We start from the raw sequence: 21,716 nt of genomic DNA, 5'->3' as shown, positions 1-21,716 counted from the left end.
TTGAATGCGCGCCCTTACGTCTCACACTGGCGCCCCGCTAGCTTTGGGCCCACGACTGAATCTAGCTTCAGGCTCTCGCCAAACCCCGACCCTGGATCAATTCGCACATGAATTGCAATGATCTCGTTTCCGTCTTCAGAGAGCGAAAGCGGACTCCCGCTCATGCCGAAAGTTGTTGCGAGTGATGTTCGGAGATGACTCCAGAACACCTCTGTGATTTCACCAGCGATCGTCGTAGCAACTTCGGGTTCTCTAGGACTCGAAAATTGGAGCGTTACTCCATCGCCTACGTTGGCATCCATCCCAACCATTCGTTTCCAACCGCACTTGACGCAGGCAGATTCTTCGAACTGGAGTAGCGCCCAATCGCTTCCACTCTCCCCAGCTTGGGCCGCGCTCGGCATCATTACTGGCTTTGGCCAAAGAATTTCTGTCCCAACTTGAAACGCCAAGCTTTGAACAGTTGGGCCGCCACGAGCATTCAAGATGCAATGGGCAGCAGTAAGAACAGTCCTTGCCCCGACGAACGTCCCCACGCACCCAAATTCAAAACTTCCAATCGCATTCCCCTCGCGGCTGAAGGCGGCAAGTTCACCTGAATCCCATAATTCAGATGTTCGTGGCCCCAGCCCGTTTTCAGGCACAACGTATCCGGACTTGACTGGCATCTCGATTAGGCGTTCTTCTTCGCATGTGGAGTCACGGCTCATTCGCGCGTTCGTCCCCACACATCCACCGCATAAGAGCCAAACAAGCCCCAACGCCAGAAAAGCGCGACCAAACTTGCTATTAGCCATCAGAAGAGCGCATCTATCAGGTCCCTAAGTGTGAGCTTTTCACCGCGACGTCTACGCAAAATCAAAAAACAAGCAGAGGTTGCTAACGAAGCGAATGCGAAGGTAGCCCAAATCCAGTCATCCGTAATAACGCTCACAACGAATGCCCCTCCAATCATCGCGGCCATTATTACGTGACCGACGACTTCCCAAGGAGTGAGTGTGCGTTTCTGCTCATTTTGGTCTTCGGGGTGTTTTGAAATGATGAATTTCCAGACAAAAACGACAATCACGATTAGCCCAAAACCAGCACAGGTAAGACTCACGACCTGCTTCCCCTGCGTTGCGAAGTGAACGCACAAAGCCACGAGTCCAATCACGCACAAACCCGCTAGAACCGATGCTATGACTCGTTCTGTCTTCATATTTTCAGCATATATACACGCCGGGGAACATCGCAGATAAGTTTCAGAGCGAACGAATTCTCTCTCACTTGATCGGTCATTTCATGCTTGCCAAATCTGCTCTTAAAACGCTTTCGATAGTGCTTACCCCCCCCTGCTTTTTACCATTTCCTTCCTGCTGTCTCCGGGAAGCCAAAATATCGTATTTCCTGAGGCAAACCGGGGGCCAGATACAGTCATCGTTGAATCGGTTCAAGAGGAGGGTGCCAAATATGAATACTCCTTCGATTTGCAGAATGAAGTTGCCACGCTCACGGAACCAGACGGAACGATTTCCACGGCCACGTTTTTTGAGCTCAAGCAGCTTGCGTCTGGGCTAGTAGACGAATTCCTCGCCACCCCAGAAGGTCTTCGCTTTCTTCTAGAGAATGGGCTGGAAGCCTACGCCCCCGCTCTAGCCCCCATAGGCACTTCTTTGCTGCATTCTGGGTCTGGGTCCGCCGCAACTGCTAGGACCAAACCCTACGCAAATATCCGCCTTGGCTGCTTATGGCGAAATTAGGCAATCAGATGGAGCGTAAGTTGATCATCACTTGAGGTGATCCAGTGCTCCGAAAACGCATATTGGCCAACACCGTCTGGGGTGTTGTTTGCTTAGAAACAGCCCAGGATACAGAGCAATTCCTGTATCCGCACGCAGTCGATCCGCGCTGACGCAACCGACTGCGCAACGGCAGTACGACTAATTTCTGAGCGGAGAACAACGCATGTCGAGCCAAGAAATCGAGGCCACCGAAGTCCTCGTCGTCGGCGCTGGCCAAGCCGGTGTCGCACTGAGCGAGCACCTCACCAAACGTGGAATTTCGCACATCGTGCTCGAGCGCGATCGCATTGCAGAGCGCTGGCGTTCCGAGCGCTGGGACTCACTGGTTGCCAACGGCCCGGCGTGGCATGACCGCTTCCCCAGTCTTGAGTTTGCGGGCGTCGACCAAGACGAATTCGCCCGTAAAGACCGCGTCGCCGACTACTTCGAGGAGTATGCGGCAACGTTCAATGCGCCGATCCGCACCGGTGTCGAAGTGACCTCGGTTCGCAAGCGCGACGGCGCAGCAGGGTTCGCAGTTGAGACCTCGCAGGGCCCGATCCAGGCGAACTACGTTGTGAGCGCGACGGGCGCCTTCCAGCTGCCCGCAATCCCTCCGCTGGTGCCAGCGGAAAGCAGCGTCACCCAGCTCCACTCGGCGCAGTACAAGAACCCTGACCAGCTTCCAGCAGGCGGTGTGCTCGTCGTTGGCGCGGGCTCGTCAGGCGTACAGATCGCTGAGGAGCTGCGTCGCGCGGGCCGCGATGTCACGCTTGCTGTCGGTCCGCACGATCGCCCGCCCCAGCGCTACCGCGGCCGAAACTTCGTGTGGTGGCTCGGCGTACTCGGCCTCTGGGAAGCTGCGACCCCCGCTGAGGGCGCAGAGCACGTCACCATCGCGGTGACAGGTGCGCGCGGTGGCTACACCATCGACTTCCGCAACCTCGCGAACGACGGCATCCACCTCGTCGGTCGCGCGAACGCATTTGCCGACGGCAAGATGCAGTTCGGCACTGACCTCGCAGCGAACATTCGCCGCGGTGACGCGAACTACCTCGACCTGCTCGAGCAGGCAGACGAGTACGTGAAGCGCACCGGGATCGATCTGCCCGAAGAGCCTGAAGCGCATATTATTGGCGCGGATCCAGAATGCATGACCAACCCCACCCTCGAGCTTGACCTGGCCGAGGCCGGCATCACCTCGATCGTGTGGGCGACCGGCTTCCGCACCAACTACGACTGGCTGCAGGTCGACGCGTTCGATGAACAGGGCCGCCCCGCTCATAAAAAGGGTGTCTCGACCGAGGCTGGCGTCTACTTCCTTGGTTTGCCCTGGCAGTCACGCCGCGGATCGACCTTCATCTGGGGTGTCTGGCACGATGCCGGCTATATCGCCGACCAGATCGACATGCAGCGCGGCTACCTGCGTTACGAGGGGTCATCGCGACCCGTCTTCGACGAGGCGCTTGCTTCGGCGTAGTTGCTGCCTTCTTTGCAGGGGCGTCAGGTCTTGTACCTGGCGCCCCTTTGTTGTGGGCGTTGCCCAGCACACTACGAAAGATTCAGCACGTACGTCTGCATCGGGTATTCAGTTCCAGAGATATCTGACGACGCCGTCCACGTCGTGCACCAGGTCAAATACGATGCTGTCGACGGTCGGCAAGCTGAAAAACTTGTGCTGTCGATTAGGGCAAGTGAAGTAGGTATGCCGCCAGTCTGGCAGTTGCAGCGCTCACCTTCATTCCAGGCTGGCTTCTTGCGAAGGAGCTTTTCCCTCCTCATCCGCGATAGCGATGACTTCTAAATGCCAGGCAGAAGGAGCACCCAAATGCGATGGTATCCACTGGTCAAGCGCTGCCTTCAGCCGTTCCAAGGCCCTCGGGTTCGACGGGTCTGCCCGGAACGCAGTCATCGCACCAACGCCTTCAGTGCGCAGCCAAAGCTCGACAGCTTCTTCGTACTCATCGTAGCCATCCGGCTCATCAAACTCGTCCAGGTCATCGAACTCATCCGAGTTATCTCGCCTATCCATCCCGAGAATGTACCGCCGCAGCCCCGTCAATCACAGACCTGATGAAGAACGTGCCGAAATCTGGCCACCGGCCCCACAAACACAAAGGTGCCCCGGGCCAAAAGACCCGGGGCACCTGCAACTGCGCTGATCCGCCCCCTTCACAGGGCGCAAGAGCCGTCAGCGCAATTAAATCGTGAAGTCAGTTGCGACGCGTGCGACCGCGTAGCCCTTGATGATCGCGCCTGCAGCGACGTGATCGGGGTGCGTTGCGTACGCCGCGAGGCCCTCAGCGTCGTCGAACTCGGTGATGAGGGTGACGTCGAAATTGTCGCCGTCGAAGAGCTCGTTGCGGTAGACGTTGATCTTGCGAAGCGAGGGCACGAGGTCGATGAGCGGCTCGAGCGCAGCGATGATCTCGGCTGCCTGCGCGTTGCGCTCCTCGAGGGTTTCGCCGCTGAGCTTCCAGTTCACGATGTGCTTGAGGGTCATGAGTTCTCCTTGGGTGAGCGGCGGCCGACCGGCCACCAGGATTTTGCGGCCTTTTCGATGCTGGCCGTGAAGCGCGCAGGATCCACGCGCCAAATCGAGTGACGCTTGCCGTTGATGAGCACGACCGGAATGCTCTCCGAGTGCTTCCGTGCAAGCGCCATATCTTCGAGAATGTTGAGTTCTTCGAAGTCAGTATCAAGGCCGTTATCGGCGAAGTCGGCACGCACACCGGCAATCACCTCGCGAGCATCGTCGCAGAGGTGGCAACCGGGCTTACCGATCAGAGTGATCGAAACAGACACACGGTAATTCTACGCGGGGCTGGGTGATCCGCGTCCCAGCTGGGTCTCGGCGTTCGGGCGCGGATCGTTCCAAGCGCAGAAGCGCTCGGGGCGGCGCGGACCGAAGTCCTGCGCCGCCCCGAGCGGTTCTGCGTTACTCGTGCTTACTTGTACGAGTCGCGGAGGAGCTGGCCGAGGCCTGCGTCCACGTTGGTCCAGTACTGGAAGAAGCGCTCACGGATGTCATCGATCGTGATTGCCTGAGCCTGGCCCTTGAGGGTTGCCTGGATGCTTGCGCGATCCTCGTCCGAGAACACGTCACGGTAGAGGATGCCAGCCTGACCGAAGTCATCGTCATCCTTGCGGAGGGTCGCTGCCGAGCGAACGAGCTCGCCGTCCGACTCCCAGCTGCCCTCAACGCCAGCCGCTGCGTCAACAGCGGGGCCGCCTGCTGCACCGAACGAGTTCGGGTGGTAGACGCGCTGCGATGCCGACGGGAAGTGGTACTGCATGTTGCCCTGGTGCATGTAGTTGTTCGCCTCGGTTGCGCGGGGCTGGTTCACCGGGAGCTGGTTGTAGTTCGTGCCGACGCGGTAACGCTGTGCATCGGGGTACGAGAATACGCGAGCCATGAGCATCTTGTCGGGCGAGATGCCGGTGCCGGGAACCTGGTTTCCGGGCGAGAATGCTGCCTGCTCGATCTCCGCGAAGAAGTTCTGCGGGTTACGGTTCAGGGTGAAGGTACCCACCTTGATACGGGGGTAGTCAGCCTTCGGCCAGGTCTTGGTGAGGTCGAAGGGGTTCAGACGGTAAGTCTTTGCGTCTTCGTACGGCATGACCTGAACGTAGACGTCCCACTTGGGGAAGTCACCCTCAGCGATTGCGTTGAAGAGGTCGCGACGGTAGTAGTCAGCGTCGGTGCCAGCGATGCGATCCGCATCTTCCTGGCTCATGTGCTCGACGCCCTGCTGCGAGAGGAAGTGGTACTGCACCCAGAAGCGCTCGCCCTCAGCGTTGATCCACTGGTAGGTGTGCGAACCGTAGCCGTTGAGGTGACGCCACGACTTCGAGAGACCACGCGGACCCATGAGGTAGGTGACCTGGTGAGCCGACTCAGGCGAGAGGGTCCAGAAGTCCCACTGCATGTCAGCGTCGCGAAGTGCCGAGTCGCCCAGGCGCTTCTGCGAGTGAATGAAGTCAGGGAACTTCATGCCGTCGCGGAGGAAGAAGGTCGGGGTGTTGTTACCCACGATGTCGAGGTTGCCCTCGGTCGTGTAGAAACGCAGCGAGAAGCCGCGGACGTCACGCCAGGTATCGGGCGAGCCCTGCTCACCAGCAACCGACGAGAAGCGGAGGAGCGTCTCGCTCTTCGCGCCCTGCTGGAATACTGCAGCGCGGGTGTACTTCGAAACGTCTTCGGTGACTTCGAACTCACCGAAGGCGCCGCCGCCCTTTGCGTGCGGGTTACGCTCGGGAACGCGCTCGCGGTTGAACGCTGCGAGCTTCTCAACGAGGTAACGGTCGTGAAGAACGGTGGGGCCGTCAGCGCCAACGGTGAGCGAGTGCTCATCGCTAGCAATGGGGGTACCGGTCTGGGTCGTCGTGATCTTCTGCAAGGTCACACCTTTCGGTTCGCGGTGGATCAAATGGTCGTGAAGATTGCTGGTCGCGGGGCGGCTTGTGTGTGCCGTGTCGCGCTTACGCTGCGGCCTGAAGCGCTTGGCAAGCGCCGCAAATACCGCGGTAGGTCACCTCGGCGGTGCGGATCGCGAAACCAAAATCGTCCTCAGCACTGAGGCATGGTGCCGCTCCCACCGCACAGGGCACGTCGCGAATCGCGCCACACTCTGTGCACACCAGGTGATGGTGGTTGTCATGATGTGAATACTCGTAGTGTGCCGGGTGGCCGGGAAGCTCGATCTTGCGGGCGAGCCCAACCTCTTCGAGCGCCGCGAGCACACCGTATACGGCCTGCAACGAAGTGCCTTCGAGATCTTTACTCACCGCGTCAAAGACGTCACTGGCGTTCCAGTGATCACCACGAGCGAGCACAGCAAGCACGGCCCTGCGGGGACCGGTCGACCGCAAACCGGCATCCTTCAAACGCGCACCGAGCTCGGTGTCGCTGAGGGAGATAGCTGCGTGGTTCACGCTTTCCAGCTTACCTCAGTTTTGATTTATTCAAAAGAGAGAGGATTTGGGGCGGCGTGGCTGACGGGGTTCGGCGCCGGGCGGGGCTTGGTTCGCACCTGGATTTGCCGAAGATATGCTTTCGGCCCTAGATATGCGATTTGAGGCGATTTTCCACATTTTGACGGCCGAAAGCATATCTCCGGCGAGGCCCTCCGTGTACTTTCAGGGCTTCGGTAGTACTGAATCCAGTGATTCGACACCACCGAAGGCGTGATTTCTGACCGAGGGCAAGCCCGCGCGCATGCTGCTCTGCAGGAACAAGCCAAGGGCAAGGTTGGCCACGTGGCCAACCGCGGCAGCCCCAATGAGGCACGTCTCAAACTGGTGGGCGCAACCTATTGCGCTGCCGCGGGCCACCTTTCGGTGCCCCTTGCCCGGGGCTGAATGGGTGGGGAGACCCTTGCGCGCTGTCCACCGAGATCTAGAAATCAGCCGTTGTTAAGACAATTCCAAGAGAATGAGTCTTAACGACGGCCGATCTGCAGGTCTGGCCCCGGAGTAGGGCCGACAGCGGGAGTTACTCGCAGCCGACGCCGTCACCATCACGGTCGAGCTTGCGCGAATAACCAGCATCGCCTGCATAAATAGGAGCTGCACCGGCAGCTCGCACCGCGTCACAGTTCTGGTAGAACACGTCGGTCGGCACAGGGGCCGGGGCTGGAGCTGGCGCGGGGGCTGGCGCAGGTGCTGGTGCAGGCGTGGGAGCCGGAGTGGGTACGGGAGTGGGGACAGGATCCGCCGCCTTGGTGACCTTTACCTTTGCGGCAGTGAGCGCGTCTGCCGACGTGGGAGCCAACTCATCGGGGCAAGACGAGAGGACGTTCTGCATCGCGCTCTTTTCACCCTGGGTGACCCAGAGCGAGTAGGTCGCCTTCACCGTGATCTGACGCGCGACGTACTGGCAGCGGAACTGCTTGTTCGGAGGAAGCCAGGATGCGGCATCCTTGTCACTTTTGGCGCTATTGGTCGGGCCGTCGACGGCCAGCAGATTGATGGGGTCGTTCGCGAGTGCGACGCGTTGTTCCTGAGTGAGCTGCTGCGCGCCCTTCTGCCAGGCATCCGAAAGCGCGACAACGTGGTCGATCTGCACCGCAGTCGAGGTGGTGTTGCCACGGACGAAGTCGATCTGGGTAGCGGTGTAGGGGTCGGCGAGGGTTCCGGTCATTACCTTGCACGGCCCCTGCAGGGTTTCGGCAGTGAGATCACGCTGGAGGATGTCGTTGCGGGTGTCGCATCCGTTGTGGTCGATGTCGAGCCAAGCGGTGCCGAACTTTTCTTTGCGATCGTATCCGGTTTTGGGCGAGCGCCCCTTCACCGCAAGGTCTTCGAGGAGGTCAGCCGCGAGGATCGTCTCGCCAGCTGCGGGTGCCTTCGCAGGCTTCTGCTCGGTGACAGGCTCGGGGTTCTCAGCGGGCTCTGGTGTGACCTCGGCGCCATCTGCCGTTGCCTCAGAATCTGCAACTCCGGTCGAAGAGACCGCGTTCGAGGCGGGTCCGTCGGCGCTACTCGCTGCAGGCGGCATGAAGCTAACGCTTGAGAGCAGCAGGGCAAGGCCGAGTGCAGCTGCGACGCCACCACCCTTTCGACCGCCTGGGATGCGTGCCCACGAGCGGCGCTTGAGCGCGAGCACGTAGAGGCCGGTCACGAAGATGAGTAGGCCGACGGCAAGCAGTAGACCAGGCCAGCCGCTCGTAGCCACCGCTCCGACGAGGAAGATTGCGAACAGCAACCACAGAATTGATTGCAGGATAATTCCCGCAATACGCATTGGAGATCGAGTTGATCGTGGGGTTTCGTTCTCAAATCCCGGAGTTGTCATCCAGCAATCCTGGCATGCCGAATGACAGGAAACTCATTGGCTAGGAATGCCGGGCGAGTGGGGCTTGTTAGCGGGGCGGTAGATCTGTAGCTTCAGCGTTACCGGTAAGTATCTTGCGTCCAACCAGGTGCCACACGATGAGCCCGAAGAACGGGACGATCGTGACAAAAATCACCCAAATGGTCTTGAGTAGGATCGGCTCGGGGTTGGCGCTCAGCGGTGCGTGCGGCGCGTGTGGCGCGTGTGGCGCGTCGCGTATATCGACCAGCACGGCGATCCACCACAACAGCAGGAGCGCAACAGGAATCATGGTCGCGAGGAGTACGGGAACGGAGAGCATTGCCAAATCTTAGGTCTTTGCAGACTCACTGCCCAGCGCACGAAGGAGACTGTCCCCCGTTCCACTCGGATTGAGGCGGGTTGACTGGTGACTACGTCGTTGAGGCAATACGAGTTCGCCCCGCCACCGCCAATACGAAGCAAAGACCCCTTCCCTGCGAAACGGTGACTTTCATGCGCATGAAAGTGGGGTCTGTGCAGGGAAGGGGTCTTTTCGCGGGTTTGAGGCCGAAGGCGAGGCCGGGCGCGGACGCCAGCGCCCTAGTTCAGCGCGGTCGCGCCAGCGGCCGCGAGGCGGCGGCGCACCTCCTCGATCGGGATCTCGTACCCTGCGCGGCCAGTGGGGCCGAAGGCGGTCGTCGCCCGCAGGATCGAGTTAATGAGTGCCTCTTCGACGGCAAGCATGGTCGCGTGGAACATCGGCGACAGGTCGTTGTCGTTGGGGGCGATAGCCGGATCCGCCACTGAGAAAGCGATTGCATAGTCACCGCTGCCCTGGTCATAGTCGGCACCGACTCCGCGCATTGCGTACGCTGCCCGGCGCGCAAGGCGCTCAAGCTGCCGCGATTCGAGCGGCGCATCGGTCGCGACGACGATCATGCACGAGTTGCCGATCGTGTCGGCAGTCGTGCCCTCAAGCATCTCGGCGGCCGGCATCGGAACGCCAGCGATGCGCAGCATGCCGGTGAAGTTGCTCTGCACGATCGCACCAACGGTGTACTCGGGCGCGGGCGCACCCTCGGCACCGGCACCAGCACCAGCCGACCCGACGCTCACGCGGCGTGACGAGGTGCCGATGCCGCCCTTGAAGCCGAGCGCGGTGGTGCCAGTTCCGGCACCAACACAGCCCTCGGCCACGGGTCCGGTGACCGCGGCAGCGAGCGCTTCGGCGACGTGCTCGGGGCCGACGGGACGATCGCGGATCGCTGACAGCGCCCCATCATTCGTCTCGCCAACGACCGGGTTCAGCGTCGTCGTCTTCTCGTGGGCGGGAGTGGTGAGCAGCTCTGCGACGAGCGCATCTGCAACGCGGAATGCCGACAGCGTACTCGTCAGCAGAATCGGCGTCTCGATCGCGCCAAGCTCCTGCAGCTGGGTCGCACCGACGAGTTTGCCGTAGCCGTTGCCCACCGCGAGCGCGGCGGGCAGGTGACGACGCTCGTTGGTGAGCTGGTCGGGGACGATCGCGGTCACACCGGTGTTGTATTGCTCACTGATGATCGTCGACTGGCCGATCCGCACGCCTGGCACGTCAGTGATGGCGTTGAGCGGGCCACGAGCGTACTTGCCGGCACCAATGCCGAGTTCGTCGAGTCGGGGGCGCGGGTTGGATTCCGCTGCCGAGCGTTCGCCCGGGGTCTCTACACGCTCCATGCGCGCTGCTCCTTCATAGTTGCGGGGTGGGCGCTTCCGCTGAACGCCCAGTCCACGACGGCGTGCGCGAGCACGTCCGTTGAGTCGATGAGTGGCACCTCAAGGTGCGCACTGCCTGCGAGGGCGACGGGAATCTCGGTGCAACCCGCGATCACCACGCCCGCGCCTGCTTGCGAGAGTTCGGTCACTGCCTGTTCGAGCAGCCGGGTTGCCTCGGCGTCCTGCGGCTGCTTTTTTACCAGGCGGATCGCGTCCATCACGTTGCTCTGCAGTCGTTCGTCTGGCAGCATCACCGCGACGCCACGCTCTGCGAATGCCTGCTCGTACAGACGGGCGCGGATCGTTCCATGCGTCGCCAGGATGCCAACGCTCCCACCTGCCTGCAGCATCCCGAGTGCGCGGTCGCGGGTGGCCGCGATCATGTCGAGCACTGGCACGTCCACCGCTGCGCGGATCTCTGGCAGGAACGCGTGCGCCGTATTGCACGGCACGGCGATGACGTGAGCGCCGGAGTTTTCGAGGATCCGCGCCCCATCAGCAAGCTGCCTACCGGGGTGTGGGCCACGGTCAACGAGCGCGCCGGTGCGGTCGGGGATGGTGGGGTCGGACCAGATGAGGGTGCGCAGGTGGTCCTGGTCGCGTTCGGCTGGCGTGATCTGGACGATCTTGCCGTAGAAGTCCGCGGTGGCCGCGGGCCCCATTCCGCCGAGCACGCCGACGACGCGGCGCGCACCCTCAGGGTCGGTGGCGAGTGTCATCGCACGCGCTCCAAGAACCCGCGAATGCGCTGCGAGTCGGTCGCCGTGAGGACGCTCTCGGGGGTGCCTGTCTCGAGCACGCGGCCCTCGTCGAAGAAGCTCAGCGTATCGCCGACCTCGCGGGCGAAGCCGATCTCGTGTGTGACCACGATCATCGTCATGCCCTCGCGAGCGAGCTGCTTCATGATTTCGAGGACCTCGTCAACAAGCTCAGGGTCAAGCGCCGAGGTGGGCTCATCGAAGAGGATGAGTTCGGGGTCCATTGCGAGCGCGCGGGCGATGGCCACGCGCTGCTGCTGGCCACCAGAGAGCTGGTGGGGGCGCTTGTGCATGTGCTCCGCAAGCCCGACGCGAGCGAGCTCACGCTCAGCACGAGCGTTCGCATCAGCACGCGACATGCGCTTCACATGGATGAGGCTTGCCGCAACGTTCTCCACCGCGTCGTAGTGGTTGTAGAGGTTGAAGCGCTGGAACACCATGCCGATGTGCGAGCGGAAGTTCGAGAGTTCTTTATCGGACCACTGGTGGTACTTGCCGTCGCGCAGTTCGTACCCAACCTGCTCGCCGCGCACCATCAGGCTGCCGCCGTCGATCGTTTCGAGGGCGTTAATGGTGCGCAGGAAGGTGGACTTGCCGGAGCCCGAGGGCCCGATGATGCAGCTCACTTCACCGCGTCGAACGGTGAAATCAACGCCGCAAAGTACTTCGTGCTGGCCGAACGACTTCCGGACGCCATGTGCTTCTACGAGGATGTCGTTCATGGTCAGACCTCCGTCAATTCTTTGTTCTTCTTGCCATTGCGCGGGAGCATGATTGCGCCGGTCGCTACTTTGAGGAGGCGCTGGCTGAAGCCAGGGCCGCGCACGAGGTGGACGCGCTCCTCACCGAAGCGCCTTTCGAGTCGTGACTGCAGGTAGGTCGCTACCGCAGTCATGAACATGTACCAGAGGCTCGCAACGATGAGCAGCTCGATGATGAGGTTGTTCTGCTTGTAAATGCGGCTCGCGTTGGTCATGAGGTCGTTGCCCGCAACGACCACGATGAGCGAGGTCGTCTTGAGCATCGAGATGAACTCGTTGCCCGTCGGCGGGATGATGATGCGCAGCGCCTGGGGCAGCACGATGAGCTGCATGGTCTGGCGGTGCGTCATGCCACCGGCGAGAGCCGCCTCACGCTGGCCGCGATCAACAGCCTGGATGCCAGCGCGCACGGTCTCTGCGAAGTACGCTGCGAGGTTCAGACCGAGACCGAGAAGCGCCGCAACCGATCCGCTAATGAGCTGGTTCGTGTCCCACCGCATGCCGATCTCCGTGAACGGAATCTTCAGCGTGATGTAGGGCAGCAGGAATGCGAGGTTGAACCAGAAGATGAGCTGCACAAGCACCGGGGTGCCGCGGAAGAACCAGATGTACCCCTCCGCGATCCAGCGCAGCACGGGGTTCTTTGACAGCTTCATCACTGCCAAAATCACACCGAGCACGAGACCAACAATGGTGGCAGCGATACTCACCCAGATGGTGACCAGTACGCCGTCGAGGATCGTCTTTGAGAAGAGGTATTCCCAGACTCGATTCCAACGAATGTTCTCGTTGAAGATCACGATCGACACGGCCCACAGGACCACCGCGACGGCAATCAGACCGACGATCCATCGACTCACGTGGAGTCGTGGCGCGATCTGGATCTGCGCGCCATTTGCGCCGGGGAAGGGCGCTGTACGAGTCCCGCTCATAGTTGGGGTCCTCTCCTATTGTTGGTTGTCGTGCTCGGTGTGATGCGGGACGCTTACGCGCCGCCGTTGATCAGTGCCTCGTCGACTGCCATACCTTCGACGTCCCATGCCTTGAGGATCTCAACGTAGGTGCCGTTGTCGATGAGCTCCTGGAGCGCGGCCTGAACTGCCTTCGCGAGCTCAGGGTTTGCGTTGTCGATGCCGAGGCCCCAGAGGCTCTCGCCGCCCTCGATTGCGACAGCGTCCATCTTGTTTTCGGGATCCGCCGCACGTGCCGCAGCCACCGGGTAGTCAGTGATCGTCGCGACTGCGCGACCACTCTGCACTGCGAGGTTTGCTGCCGAGTCTCCGTCGAACGCGAGGATCTCGTAGGGAGCCTTGCCAGCCTCTTCGCACGCGGTGGAGAACTCACCTGCGAGCACTGCAGACGAGCCCGAGTCAACGACCGCGACGATCTTGCCGCAGAGATCTGCAGGCTTCGCAATCTTCTCGGGGTTGCCTGTCGCAACGAGGAACGCGTTGCCCGCGCTCACGTAGTCAACGAAGGTGGTCGTCTCGCGACGCTCTTCGTTGTCAGTCATCGAGCTGACGAGTACGTCATAGCGCTTCGAGATGAGGCCAGGAATCATCGAGTTGAATTCCTGATCTTCCATCTTCATCGAGACACCAAGGGTGCGCGACACCGCGTGTGCGATTGCGGGGTCAACACCGATGATGCCGACGTTGTCGCTCGCCCACTCCTCCATGGGAGGGTAGCCAACCGAGGTGACCCAGGTCAGGCCGTCCTTCTTGAACTCATCGGGAAGCAGCGCAGCAGCCTCAGCCGAGGGCTCGATGCCCTCGATGATGTCTTTCGCTTTCTCTTCGTCGTGGACCGCCATGAACTCGACAGCAGCGCTGTCCGAGCCCGAGTCCTTGTCATCGCCCGACAGCGACTGGCCACCGCACGCGGTGAGGCTCAGCATTGCGAGGCTGGCGGTCAGGACGCCTGCGGTCTGCAGGAATCGAGTGCTTTTCTTCATGGTGTTTCTCCTTTGAACACTGGGTTTCAGGGGCGAGGCCGCAGTTAGCGGGACTCGTGCATGATGCGGCCGTCGACGACGACGACGCGCACCTGCAAGTTGGGGATTTCGTGTGGATCGACGGCGAAGATGTCGCGATCCAGGACGACGAAGTCTGCGAGCTGGCCAGGCGCAAGGCGGCCAACCTGGTGGCCGAGATTCGCCGCGTCTGCACCGGCCGCGGTGAACCGCTGCAGTGCCTCAAGCAGGCTGATCCGCTGCTCCGGCTCGCGGCCGCCAGCCGGCTCACCCGCGCGGTTTTCGCGGGTGACCGCGGCGTGCACGCCGAAGAGCGGGTTCGCAGGTTCGACGGGAGCGTCCGAGCCGAAGGCGAGGAGCGCACCTGAGTCAATAAGTGATCGCCACGGGTAGTGAGCGATGTCGCGGTCGCCGATGAGCTCGTGGCTCAGCGGGAAGTCGGTCGTGCAGTGAATAGGCTGCAGCGAGGCAACAACGTTGAGCTTCGTGAACCGCTCAACATCTGCCCACTGGAGGTGCTGTCCGTGCTCAACGCGGTTCAACAGCCCTTGCTCTGCGGCGAGCGCGGCGACGCGCTCGTAGGCGTCGAGGACGTTGGTGTTGGCGCGATCACCGATCGCGTGGGTCGCGACGGCGATACCGTTGCTCACCGCCTGTTCGACCTGCGCGCAGAGTTCCTCGAAGGGCACGATTGCGATGCCGTGGTTGCCCGGCTCATCGACGAAGTCCTCGTGCATGAACGCGGTGTGCGAGCCGAGTGCACCGTCCGAGTACAGCTTCACCGGGCCCTCGGTGATCCACTCGTCGCCGTCACCGGTCCGACGACCCGCTGCGATCGTCCGGTCCAGATCCGCGGCCGCACTGCCGAGATGGGCGCGGATCCGCAAGCGGCCATCAGCCTGCAGCCGCAGCATGCCCTGGCGCACGTCGTCGCCGTCGAAGTTCGTGATGTGAGTGATGCCGACCGCGAGCAGCTCCCGCTGGGCAAGGTCGAGGCTTTCGTGCAGCGTGTTGATGAGCGCGGCCTCTGACAGGTCGCGGATCTCATCCATCGCAGATTCAAAGAGCCAGCCCGTCGGCTCCCCCGCCTCGTCGCGATCGATTCGACCGCCGATGGGGTCTACCGTGTTCCGGTCGATCCCGACCGCGGCGAGCCCTGCCGAGTTTGCCCAGACCGAGTGCCCGTCAACGCTCGGGAGCGCAACGGGGCGGTCGCCGAACAGGGTGTCGAGGTGTGCGCGGTGCGGGGTTTCGCCGTCGGTCCACTGGTTCTGGTTCCAACGGCCACCGAGTACCCATTCGTTCCCGGGATGTTCAACCTTCCACACGCGAAGCAGGTCGAGCGTCTCTGCAAGCGAGGTCGCTTCGCGCAGGTCGGGTGCTTCGAGCTCGCGCGCGAGGTTGCCGATGTGGAAGTGCGCGTCGTGGAAGCCGGGGAGCACGATGCCGCCCTCGAGCTGCACGGTCTCGGTGTCTTCGGGGCTCTGCGCCCGCAGGTTTTCCTCGGCGCCGAGGGCAACGATCCGCCCATCGGTCACGAGCATGGCGCTCACCGTGCTGGCATCGCTCTCCAGAGTGTGGATAGCAGGATGCAAGAAAAGCGTGGACACCATAAGGATCACTTACCCTTTCGAAATCACCGGTGAGTTCGTCGTTCGCCTCAGATTAGATCAGGAAGCACCCATGATTCCACCTGAGGGGTCAGAGAATTCGCTATCCTGAGCATCAGCATTACTTACGCTCAACGTCGATCGGAGACCTCGTGCTCAACCCCGTTCACCTGCGCACCCTGCTTGAGGTTGTGCGCCTGGGCTCGTTCGCGGCCGCAGCCAACCGCCTCGGATACACCCCCTCGGCGGTCTCCCAGCAGATGACCGCGCTCGAAAGCGACTCCGGTATCAAGCTGTTTGAGCGCGGCGCCCGCAGCGCCCGTCCGACGCGAGCAGCCGAGGTCATGGCCGAGCACACGGTCGCGGTGCTCAGCGAACTTGACTCCCTCATCGAGGCCGCCTCTGGCATCGATCGCGAGACGAGCAGTGAGCTGCGCATGAGCGTCTACGCGAGCCTCGCACACCAGATCTTCCCTGCACTCCTCGCCGAACAGCTTGCCGATGAGCCGTCGCTCGCGATCCGCCTCACGGTGCGCGACCCCTCACCGGCCGTGCAGGCGCTGCGCAGCGGTGAGGAGATCGACGTCTCGCTCGTCTACCGCGTGGGTGACAGCGGCCTCTCCTGGCCCGACTCCGTGCGCGCGGTGTACCTCGGCGAGGATCGCTACCGCGTTCTCGCCCCCTCCAGCTGGCACCTCCACGAACAAGACACCGTCACGCCCGAACAGCTCGTCGGCCGCTCCTGGGTCATGCATCACAGTGGCAACAGCGATAGCGACGAGATCGAGAGCTTATTCGCGGCGCAGGGTCTCAAGCCGCGCACCGTCGCCCGCTGCGATGACTTCGCCGTCACCGCCAAGCTCGTTGCGAGCGGATACGCCGCCGCCTTCATCCCCGAGGCAGCCCTCCGTGATCTGCCGCCGGGCGCGAGCATTCTGCACGTGCCGGAGCTCATGCTCGTGCGCCACGTCTGGGCACTCTGCTCCCAGCGCGGCATGCAGCAGCCGACCCAGCGCCTGCTGCAGCGCCTCCGCGAAACGCTCGCGGCCACCGCGCTGAGCTAGCTGGGTAGGCGGGTAGCGGATCCGCCCCTACGCCAACGCAGGAAGGACCGGCGCAAGGCCCGCCTCTTCGAGCGCACGCCCGAGCGCGAGCACGTGGTCTTCTGTGAGGCCGGTGATAAGGAAGTTGCCGATCGCGAGCGAGGCGAAATTGAGCGCCGATGCCGGGATCGTGTACAGCCCGAGCAGGTTGCGGTAGTCGACCTCGTCATCCGTTGCACGTGGAACGGGCAGGCCCAGCACGGGGCTCACCACTGAGGTCACGCCCTTCATCTTGCACTCAACAAGCACACGGTCGCGTATCGCGCCAAGCGCAGCCATGCGCTCCTCGTACTCGGCTGCCTGGACACCCTGGGTGTTCGCCATCTTGGCGGCAACGTTCGGGTCGTAGTCTTCTGCCAGCCGCGGGTAGGTTGCCGCGTGCGTCCGTGCGATCTCCGCGCGGAACGGCGCCCAGAACTCGTCCTCAATCTCCTCAAGCGGGAATGCGAGCGCCACCGGCTCGACACCGAGGTCTTTCAGAAGCTCGAGGGCTCGGGGGTCGGGGTCGCCGAAGAAGCCGACTTTCTCAGGCAGCGCGCGCTCTTCTCCCGATGACGCTGCGCCGTGACGCACCGATCCGCGCCCTGCCGCATGTCCCGCAGAACGACCCGCGCGCATCGCCTGCCATGCCGCGTCGACCAGCTGCACCGTGCCCGCCATCGGCCCGACCGTGTCGAACGATGGGCACAGCGGGAAGACGCCGGTGAGATCGAGGGAGCCATTGCGCGGGCGCAGGCCCACCGTCGCGGTGCAAGCGGCGGGGATGCGGATCGACCCAGCCGTATCCGTTCCCAACGCGATATCGCTCACTCCGCCGGCGATGGCTGCGGCGCTGCCGCCGGAGGATCCGCCGGGGACGTGGTCTGGGAAGCGCGGATTCGGCGTTCTGCCGTGCCACGGATTGTCACTGCTCACGCCGTATGCGAACTCATGTAGGTTCACCTTTGCGTTGACACGTGCTCCTGCCGCTTCGAGCGCCGCAACGACGGGCGCCGTGCGAAGGGCAGCCTCGCGGCCAAGCAGCTGCGAGCCTGCGGTCGTTGGGACGCCCGCAACATCGATGTTGTCTTTCACAGCGAGGGTGAGGCCCGCGAGGGGGGTCGCTTCGGGTGTTTCTGGGCACTCCGTGCCCTCTGCGCTGTCTGCTGCGAGGTCGATTGCGGTAATGACGATGCCGCCATTGGCATGCTGTGAACTCATGCGGAACACGTTATCGGTTTCGGCTGCCTTGCCATAGCCCCAAGTTAGAACAGGGTGTGCGGGGCTTCTGGGGTTCGAGTGGCCGATCCGCGCACCGTGTGCTTGGCGCTCTTGGCCTTCAGGGCCGGGCCGGCCGCGGTCATCGCGTGCGAAAGGTCTTCTGACCAGGCAACCGAGGCGAGCGCGAGGTCGCGATCACCTGGCTGGGCGGGGTCGAGCCATGCATCGTGCATCTCGGGCGGGATCACGAGCGGCATGCGGTCGTGCACGGTCGCGGCCTCACCGACCGCACTTCGCGTCACCATCGAGTAGGTGACGAGGTCTGAGCCGTCGGCCTCCTGCACGGTCGAAGTGACCGCGGCGATGCCGAAGGTGCCGCCAGTCGGATGCTCAAATCGCACCCCCTTCTCTACGTACCAGCTCGCGGGAATAATCGCCCGGTGCTGAAACTCCGATGACCACGACTGCAGCAGCCTGTCGCTACGCGAGTTAAACGCCGAGAACTTCACGGGGCCGGAGCTGTTCTTCCAGATCCACCACCAGGCGAAACGGAGCTCGCGGTCGAGGGCGGTGGGGTCTGCAGCCGTGCTTGCCGCAGCAGTTCCGGCCGCGCGGATGATCGGGTTCAAATTCCGCGCATTCCGGCCCGTGATCTTGGCGTTGCCCTGCTGTGACTCCCACCAGCCAGCAAGTTCGAGCCTCTCGGCCTGGCCATCGAGCGGAACGAACGGCTGGCCATCGATACCGATCGCCGATCCGCCATGTCGAAGTCCCGTTGATGCGCACATGCCTTCAGGGTACGTCGTACCACCGACATCGTCGAGGGGTCGCCAGGATAGGCCTCTTCTACCTCGCGCAGGATGGGCCTCACCCCCTCGAGATCGACCCTTTCTCCCGAGAATGCCCCTTACGACCGGGGGAAACACCCAGTTTCGGCAGAAACACCCCGTTTCGGCGGGTTGGCGCCGAAACGGGGTGCCGGTTGGCGCCAAAAGACACGGCCGGTTGGCGCCGAAAGACACGGCGCGGTTGACGCCACCAGAAAAAGAAGAAGGCCCCAAGCTCGAAAGCTCGGGACCTCACATCGATCGCGCCTAAGGCGCGTCGATTACTTCTTGTTGCGACGCTGGTGACGCGTCTTACGAAGCAGCTTACGGTGCTTCTTCTTCGACATGCGCTTACGACGCTTCTTGATGACTGAACCCATCGGTTACCTCACAAAAATTGAATTATCGTGCGGGACCGACAGCGGCCCACAAAACACTAATCTTATATCGCGCAATGCGCTTGCGCGAATTGGAAACTCTCAGCCACGCAATTTAAACCGCGCAACGAGCTCTTTGACTCGATGTTCGGCTTTGGCTGCAGCGCGGCCAAACCGTTCAGCAGCGGCAGCTGCTTCTTCGGGAAGCACCTCTTCGCCGAGCCCCTCGGGGTCGGAAAGAAGTGAGCCGTCTTCGTCGCGGTACTCGACCGTCACTTCAGTCTCGAAACCGGCAGACAAGAAGGGGATGACGAAGTCTTCGATCATCTCCAGGGGCTCCGGCTGCAGCGAGTAGAATCTGTGCTGACCCTCTTCGCGCACGGTTACGAGTTCTGCGTCACGCAGTACTTTCAGGTGCTTAGAAACCGTCGGCTGGCTAATTTCAAGCTGACCCACGATTTCCGACACGCTGATTTCGCTATCCCGGAGGTGCCGCTCAAGCAGCACCTGCAGGATGTCCCGCCGTGTCGCGTCAGCGATGACTCCAAAAATATCAGGCATAAACCCTAGGGTATCCCGCTTGATGTGTACCATGACAACATCGTTTGCAATATAGAGTGTCGATTTTCCAGGCAGCTCCATGAAAGAAGGAACGTTGGGCGCACGTACCGTGCGGCTGAAGCAGACTAAGCCTCAGTCCGGCCAGGGGTGGATTCGCGCGATGGCGCACACCTCCCCCGCGCGATTCGCGATCCTCGTGTTCGCGGCGCTGACCCTTACCTGGACTGCGATTCTCGCGCTGCCGATCTCAAGCGCGAGCCGCACAATCACTCCACTCGCCGACGCGCTCTTCACTGCAGTGTCGGCGATTTGCGTGACTGGTTTGTCCACTCTCGACATGGCGACTCACTGGTCACTCTTCGGCGAGATCATGATTCTGATTGGCATTCAGATTGGCGGCGTGGGCGTGCTCACGATCGCGAGTCTCCTCGGCCTCACCGTCACCCGCCGACTCGGACTGCGTCAGCGCCTGCTCGCTGCGAGCGACACGAATCCGCTCCGTACGGGCCGCGGCGCGTCTGAAAGCCAGGCGATCAGCCTCGGCGACATTGGCGGCCTGCTCCGCGCTGTTGCGGTGAGCCTGTTGCTCATCGAGGCGGCTTTGACACTCCTCATCACCCCGCGTCTCATCGCCTCTGGCATGGATTTTTGGCACGGCCTCTGGAACGGTTTCTACCTCGCGGCTTCGTCGTTCACGAACACGGGCTTTGTCCCGCTCGCTGACGGCCTCGATCCGTTCCTCAACGACTACTACCTGCTGAGCGTGTTGGCAATCGGCGTGTTCCTCGGCAGCATCGGTTTCCCCGTGATCTTCGCGCTGTACCACTTCGTCACCGACCGCGGCTGGCGTTCGCACAAGCGCCTCGGACTGCACGCAAAGCTCACACTCACCGCGACCCTGATGTTCATCATCCTCGGCTGGATCCTGATCGGTGGCCTCGAGGCAGCAAACCCGCGCACCCTCGGTTCTGATGGCTTCGGGCATTCCGCATTCACGACGTTCTATATGTCGGTCATGACCCGCTCTGGCGGTCTCGGCATCATCGACCCCATGGAGATGGAGGGCTCAACCAGGCTCGTCATCGACATGCTGATGTTCGTGGGTGGCGGATCCGCCTCAACAGCCGGCGGCATCAAAGTCACAACCCTGGCCGTGCTCTTCATCGCGGCCTACGCCGAAGCCCGCGGATACAACGACATGCAGGCCTTCGGCCGTCGCATCCCGAATGAGGTACTTCGTGTCTCGGTCTCGGTCTTGATTTGGGGCGCGACGATCGTACTCATTTCGACGATCTCGCTCATGCACATCACGAAGATGCCGCAAGACCAGGTCATGTTCGAGGTGATTTCTGCGTTCGGCACCTGTGGTCTCAGCACAGGTCTGTCTGAAACCTTGCCTGATTCAGGCAAATACATCCTGTCTGCCACCATGTGGGCAGGTCGAGTTGGTACTGTCACTCTTGCCGCGGCAGTTGCTGCGACGAGCAGTCCACGATTCTTCCGCTACCCCGAAGAGAGGCCGATCGTTGGTTGATATTCGCAATGACGCCCCCGTTCTAGTGATCGGGCTCGGCCGTTTTGGCGCCGCTACCGCGGGTCAGCTCGACCGTCAGGACCGCGAGGTACTCGTGGTCGACACTGATCCGACGCTCGTACAGAAGTGGTCGGATCGCGTGACGCACGCGGTGCAGGCCGATGCGCGTTCGATGGAGGCGCTGCGCCAGCTCGGCGCGGATGAGTTCCAGATCGCCGTCGTCGCTACCGGCGCTTCGATCGAGTCGAGCGTGCTGATCGCGGCGAACCTCGTCGACCTCGGGATCCCCCAGATCTGGGCGAAGGCGATCTCGGCTTCGCACGGCAAGATTCTTGAGCGCATCGGCGTGAACCATGTCATCTACCCCGAGCGTGAGGCCGGCGAGCGCGTCGCGCACTTGCTCAGCGGCAAGATGCTCGACTTCATTCAGATCGATGACAACTATGTCATCGCGAAGATGTACCCGCCGCGCTCGATCCGCGGAATGTCCCTCGAAGCCAGCGGCGTTCGCACCCGCTATCGCGTGACCGTGGTCGGCGTGAAGACGCCGGGCCAGCCGTTCACGCATGCGACGCAGGAGTCTGTTGTTTCCCCGCGCGATCTCATCATCGTGTCGGGTTCGGCGAGCGACGTCGAGCGCTTCGCCGCCATCGCCTAGCGCCTCGCGCGTAGCGCCTCGCGCGCACAGTAACTCGCGCGCCA

23 protein-coding genes are annotated in these 21,716 nt (G+C 62.2%); 4 read left to right on the top strand and 19 right to left on the bottom strand.

Features of this window, described 5'->3' with window-relative positions; all coding sequences use genetic code 11:
• Positions 1-14: 14 nt before the first annotated feature.
• On the bottom strand, positions 15-668 hold the full coding sequence (locus tag ICL81_RS12145; protein ID WP_353055417.1) for a trypsin-like peptidase domain-containing protein: 654 nt from the start codon (positions 666-668) through the stop codon (positions 15-17).
• A gap of 128 nt (positions 669-796) precedes the next feature.
• Positions 797-1,201 (bottom strand): hypothetical protein, encoded by a 405-nt coding sequence (locus ICL81_RS03740; protein ID WP_188033629.1) that lies wholly within the window; start codon positions 1,199-1,201, stop codon positions 797-799.
• Positions 1,202-1,947: 746 nt separating this feature from the next.
• Between ICL81_RS03740 and ICL81_RS03735 the strand changes: the two genes are divergently transcribed.
• Positions 1,948-3,243, top strand: coding sequence for an NAD(P)/FAD-dependent oxidoreductase (locus ICL81_RS03735; protein WP_188033628.1), 1,296 nt, complete (start codon positions 1,948-1,950; stop codon positions 3,241-3,243).
• Positions 3,244-3,501: 258 nt separating this feature from the next.
• Here ICL81_RS03735 and ICL81_RS03730 read toward each other — a convergent pair whose 3' ends face one another.
• The 13 genes from ICL81_RS03730 to ICL81_RS03670 form a co-directional block, all read right to left on the bottom strand.
• The gene (locus ICL81_RS03730; protein WP_188033627.1) at positions 3,502-3,795 is read right to left on the bottom strand and encodes a hypothetical protein; all 294 of its coding nucleotides are present in this window, start codon (positions 3,793-3,795) and stop codon (positions 3,502-3,504) included.
• A gap of 168 nt (positions 3,796-3,963) precedes the next feature.
• Positions 3,964-4,266, bottom strand: a complete 303-nt coding sequence (locus ICL81_RS03725) for a Dabb family protein (RefSeq protein ID WP_188033626.1) — start codon at positions 4,264-4,266, stop codon at positions 3,964-3,966.
• On the bottom strand, positions 4,263-4,568 hold the full coding sequence (locus ICL81_RS03720; protein WP_188033625.1) for a glutaredoxin family protein: 306 nt from the start codon (positions 4,566-4,568) through the stop codon (positions 4,263-4,265). Before ICL81_RS03720 ends, ICL81_RS03725 begins: the two co-directional genes overlap by 4 nt.
• Before the next feature lie 143 nt (positions 4,569-4,711).
• Complete coding sequence (locus ICL81_RS03715; protein WP_215394740.1) at positions 4,712-6,169, bottom strand: catalase; 1,458 nt, start codon at positions 6,167-6,169, stop codon at positions 4,712-4,714.
• Between the two features lie 76 nt (positions 6,170-6,245).
• Positions 6,246-6,698 (bottom strand): Fur family transcriptional regulator, encoded by a 453-nt coding sequence (locus ICL81_RS03710; RefSeq protein WP_353055407.1) that lies wholly within the window; start codon positions 6,696-6,698, stop codon positions 6,246-6,248.
• A 559-nt stretch (positions 6,699-7,257) separates the two neighbouring features.
• Positions 7,258-8,508 (bottom strand): DUF1524 domain-containing protein, encoded by a 1,251-nt coding sequence (locus tag ICL81_RS03705; protein ID WP_188033623.1) that lies wholly within the window; start codon positions 8,506-8,508, stop codon positions 7,258-7,260.
• A 118-nt stretch (positions 8,509-8,626) separates the two neighbouring features.
• The gene (locus tag ICL81_RS03700; protein WP_188033622.1) at positions 8,627-8,899 is read right to left on the bottom strand and encodes a hypothetical protein; all 273 of its coding nucleotides are present in this window, start codon (positions 8,897-8,899) and stop codon (positions 8,627-8,629) included.
• Between the two features lie 260 nt (positions 8,900-9,159).
• Positions 9,160-10,272 (bottom strand): P1 family peptidase, encoded by a 1,113-nt coding sequence (locus ICL81_RS03695; RefSeq protein WP_188033621.1) that lies wholly within the window; start codon positions 10,270-10,272, stop codon positions 9,160-9,162.
• Positions 10,260-11,030, bottom strand: coding sequence for an aspartate/glutamate racemase family protein (locus ICL81_RS03690; protein ID WP_188033620.1), 771 nt, complete (start codon positions 11,028-11,030; stop codon positions 10,260-10,262). The genes ICL81_RS03695 and ICL81_RS03690 overlap by 13 nt, the downstream gene beginning before the upstream one ends.
• Positions 11,027-11,791, bottom strand: a complete 765-nt coding sequence (locus ICL81_RS03685) for an amino acid ABC transporter ATP-binding protein (RefSeq protein ID WP_188033619.1) — start codon at positions 11,789-11,791, stop codon at positions 11,027-11,029. Before ICL81_RS03685 ends, ICL81_RS03690 begins: the two co-directional genes overlap by 4 nt.
• 2 nt (positions 11,792-11,793) lie before the next feature.
• Entirely contained in the window at positions 11,794-12,762 is a 969-nt protein-coding gene (locus ICL81_RS03680; protein WP_188033618.1) for an amino acid ABC transporter permease, read from the bottom strand.
• Positions 12,763-12,815: 53 nt separating this feature from the next.
• Positions 12,816-13,784 carry an ABC transporter substrate-binding protein gene (locus tag ICL81_RS03675; RefSeq protein WP_188033617.1) on the bottom strand — a complete coding sequence of 323 codons (969 nt, stop codon included), beginning with the start codon at positions 13,782-13,784 and terminating at the stop codon, positions 12,816-12,818.
• 44 nt (positions 13,785-13,828) lie between these two features.
• Complete coding sequence (locus ICL81_RS03670) at positions 13,829-15,415, bottom strand: amidohydrolase (protein WP_188033616.1); 1,587 nt, start codon at positions 15,413-15,415, stop codon at positions 13,829-13,831.
• A 149-nt stretch (positions 15,416-15,564) separates the two neighbouring features.
• On the opposite strand from ICL81_RS03670, the gene ICL81_RS03665 reads away from it, so the two are divergent.
• Positions 15,565-16,476: a LysR family transcriptional regulator gene (locus ICL81_RS03665; protein WP_188033615.1), complete on the top strand. Its 912-nt coding sequence runs from the start codon at positions 15,565-15,567 to the stop codon at positions 16,474-16,476.
• Between the two features lie 27 nt (positions 16,477-16,503).
• On the opposite strand, the gene ICL81_RS03660 is transcribed toward ICL81_RS03665, so the two are convergent.
• The 4 genes from ICL81_RS03660 to ICL81_RS03645 form a co-directional block, all read right to left on the bottom strand.
• Positions 16,504-17,715, bottom strand: coding sequence for an amidase (locus ICL81_RS03660; RefSeq protein ID WP_188033614.1), 1,212 nt, complete (start codon positions 17,713-17,715; stop codon positions 16,504-16,506).
• A gap of 44 nt (positions 17,716-17,759) precedes the next feature.
• On the bottom strand, positions 17,760-18,503 hold the full coding sequence (locus ICL81_RS03655; protein ID WP_188033613.1) for an SOS response-associated peptidase family protein: 744 nt from the start codon (positions 18,501-18,503) through the stop codon (positions 17,760-17,762).
• 320 nt (positions 18,504-18,823) lie between these two features.
• Positions 18,824-18,922: a 30S ribosomal protein bS22 gene (locus ICL81_RS03650; RefSeq protein WP_005504750.1), complete on the bottom strand. Its 99-nt coding sequence runs from the start codon at positions 18,920-18,922 to the stop codon at positions 18,824-18,826.
• Between the two features lie 99 nt (positions 18,923-19,021).
• Positions 19,022-19,480 (bottom strand): helix-turn-helix transcriptional regulator, encoded by a 459-nt coding sequence (locus ICL81_RS03645; protein WP_188033612.1) that lies wholly within the window; start codon positions 19,478-19,480, stop codon positions 19,022-19,024.
• 160 nt (positions 19,481-19,640) lie between these two features.
• On the opposite strand from ICL81_RS03645, the gene ICL81_RS03640 reads away from it, so the two are divergent.
• Together ICL81_RS03640 and ICL81_RS03635 are read left to right on the top strand one after the other, a co-directional pair.
• A complete protein-coding gene (locus ICL81_RS03640; protein WP_188033818.1) occupies positions 19,641-21,014 on the top strand; it encodes a potassium transporter TrkG in 1,374 nt (457 codons plus the stop codon).
• Entirely contained in the window at positions 21,007-21,672 is a 666-nt protein-coding gene (locus ICL81_RS03635; protein WP_188033611.1) for a TrkA family potassium uptake protein, read from the top strand. The genes ICL81_RS03640 and ICL81_RS03635 overlap by 8 nt, the downstream gene beginning before the upstream one ends.
• Positions 21,673-21,716 lie beyond the last annotated feature (44 nt).

The organism is Leucobacter sp. cx-328, from assembly GCF_014530035.1.
GTDB lineage: Bacteria > Actinomycetota > Actinomycetes > Actinomycetales > Microbacteriaceae > Leucobacter.
The sequence above is the reverse complement of the archived record's forward strand: the minus strand, read 5'-3'. Positions and strand labels throughout refer to the sequence as shown.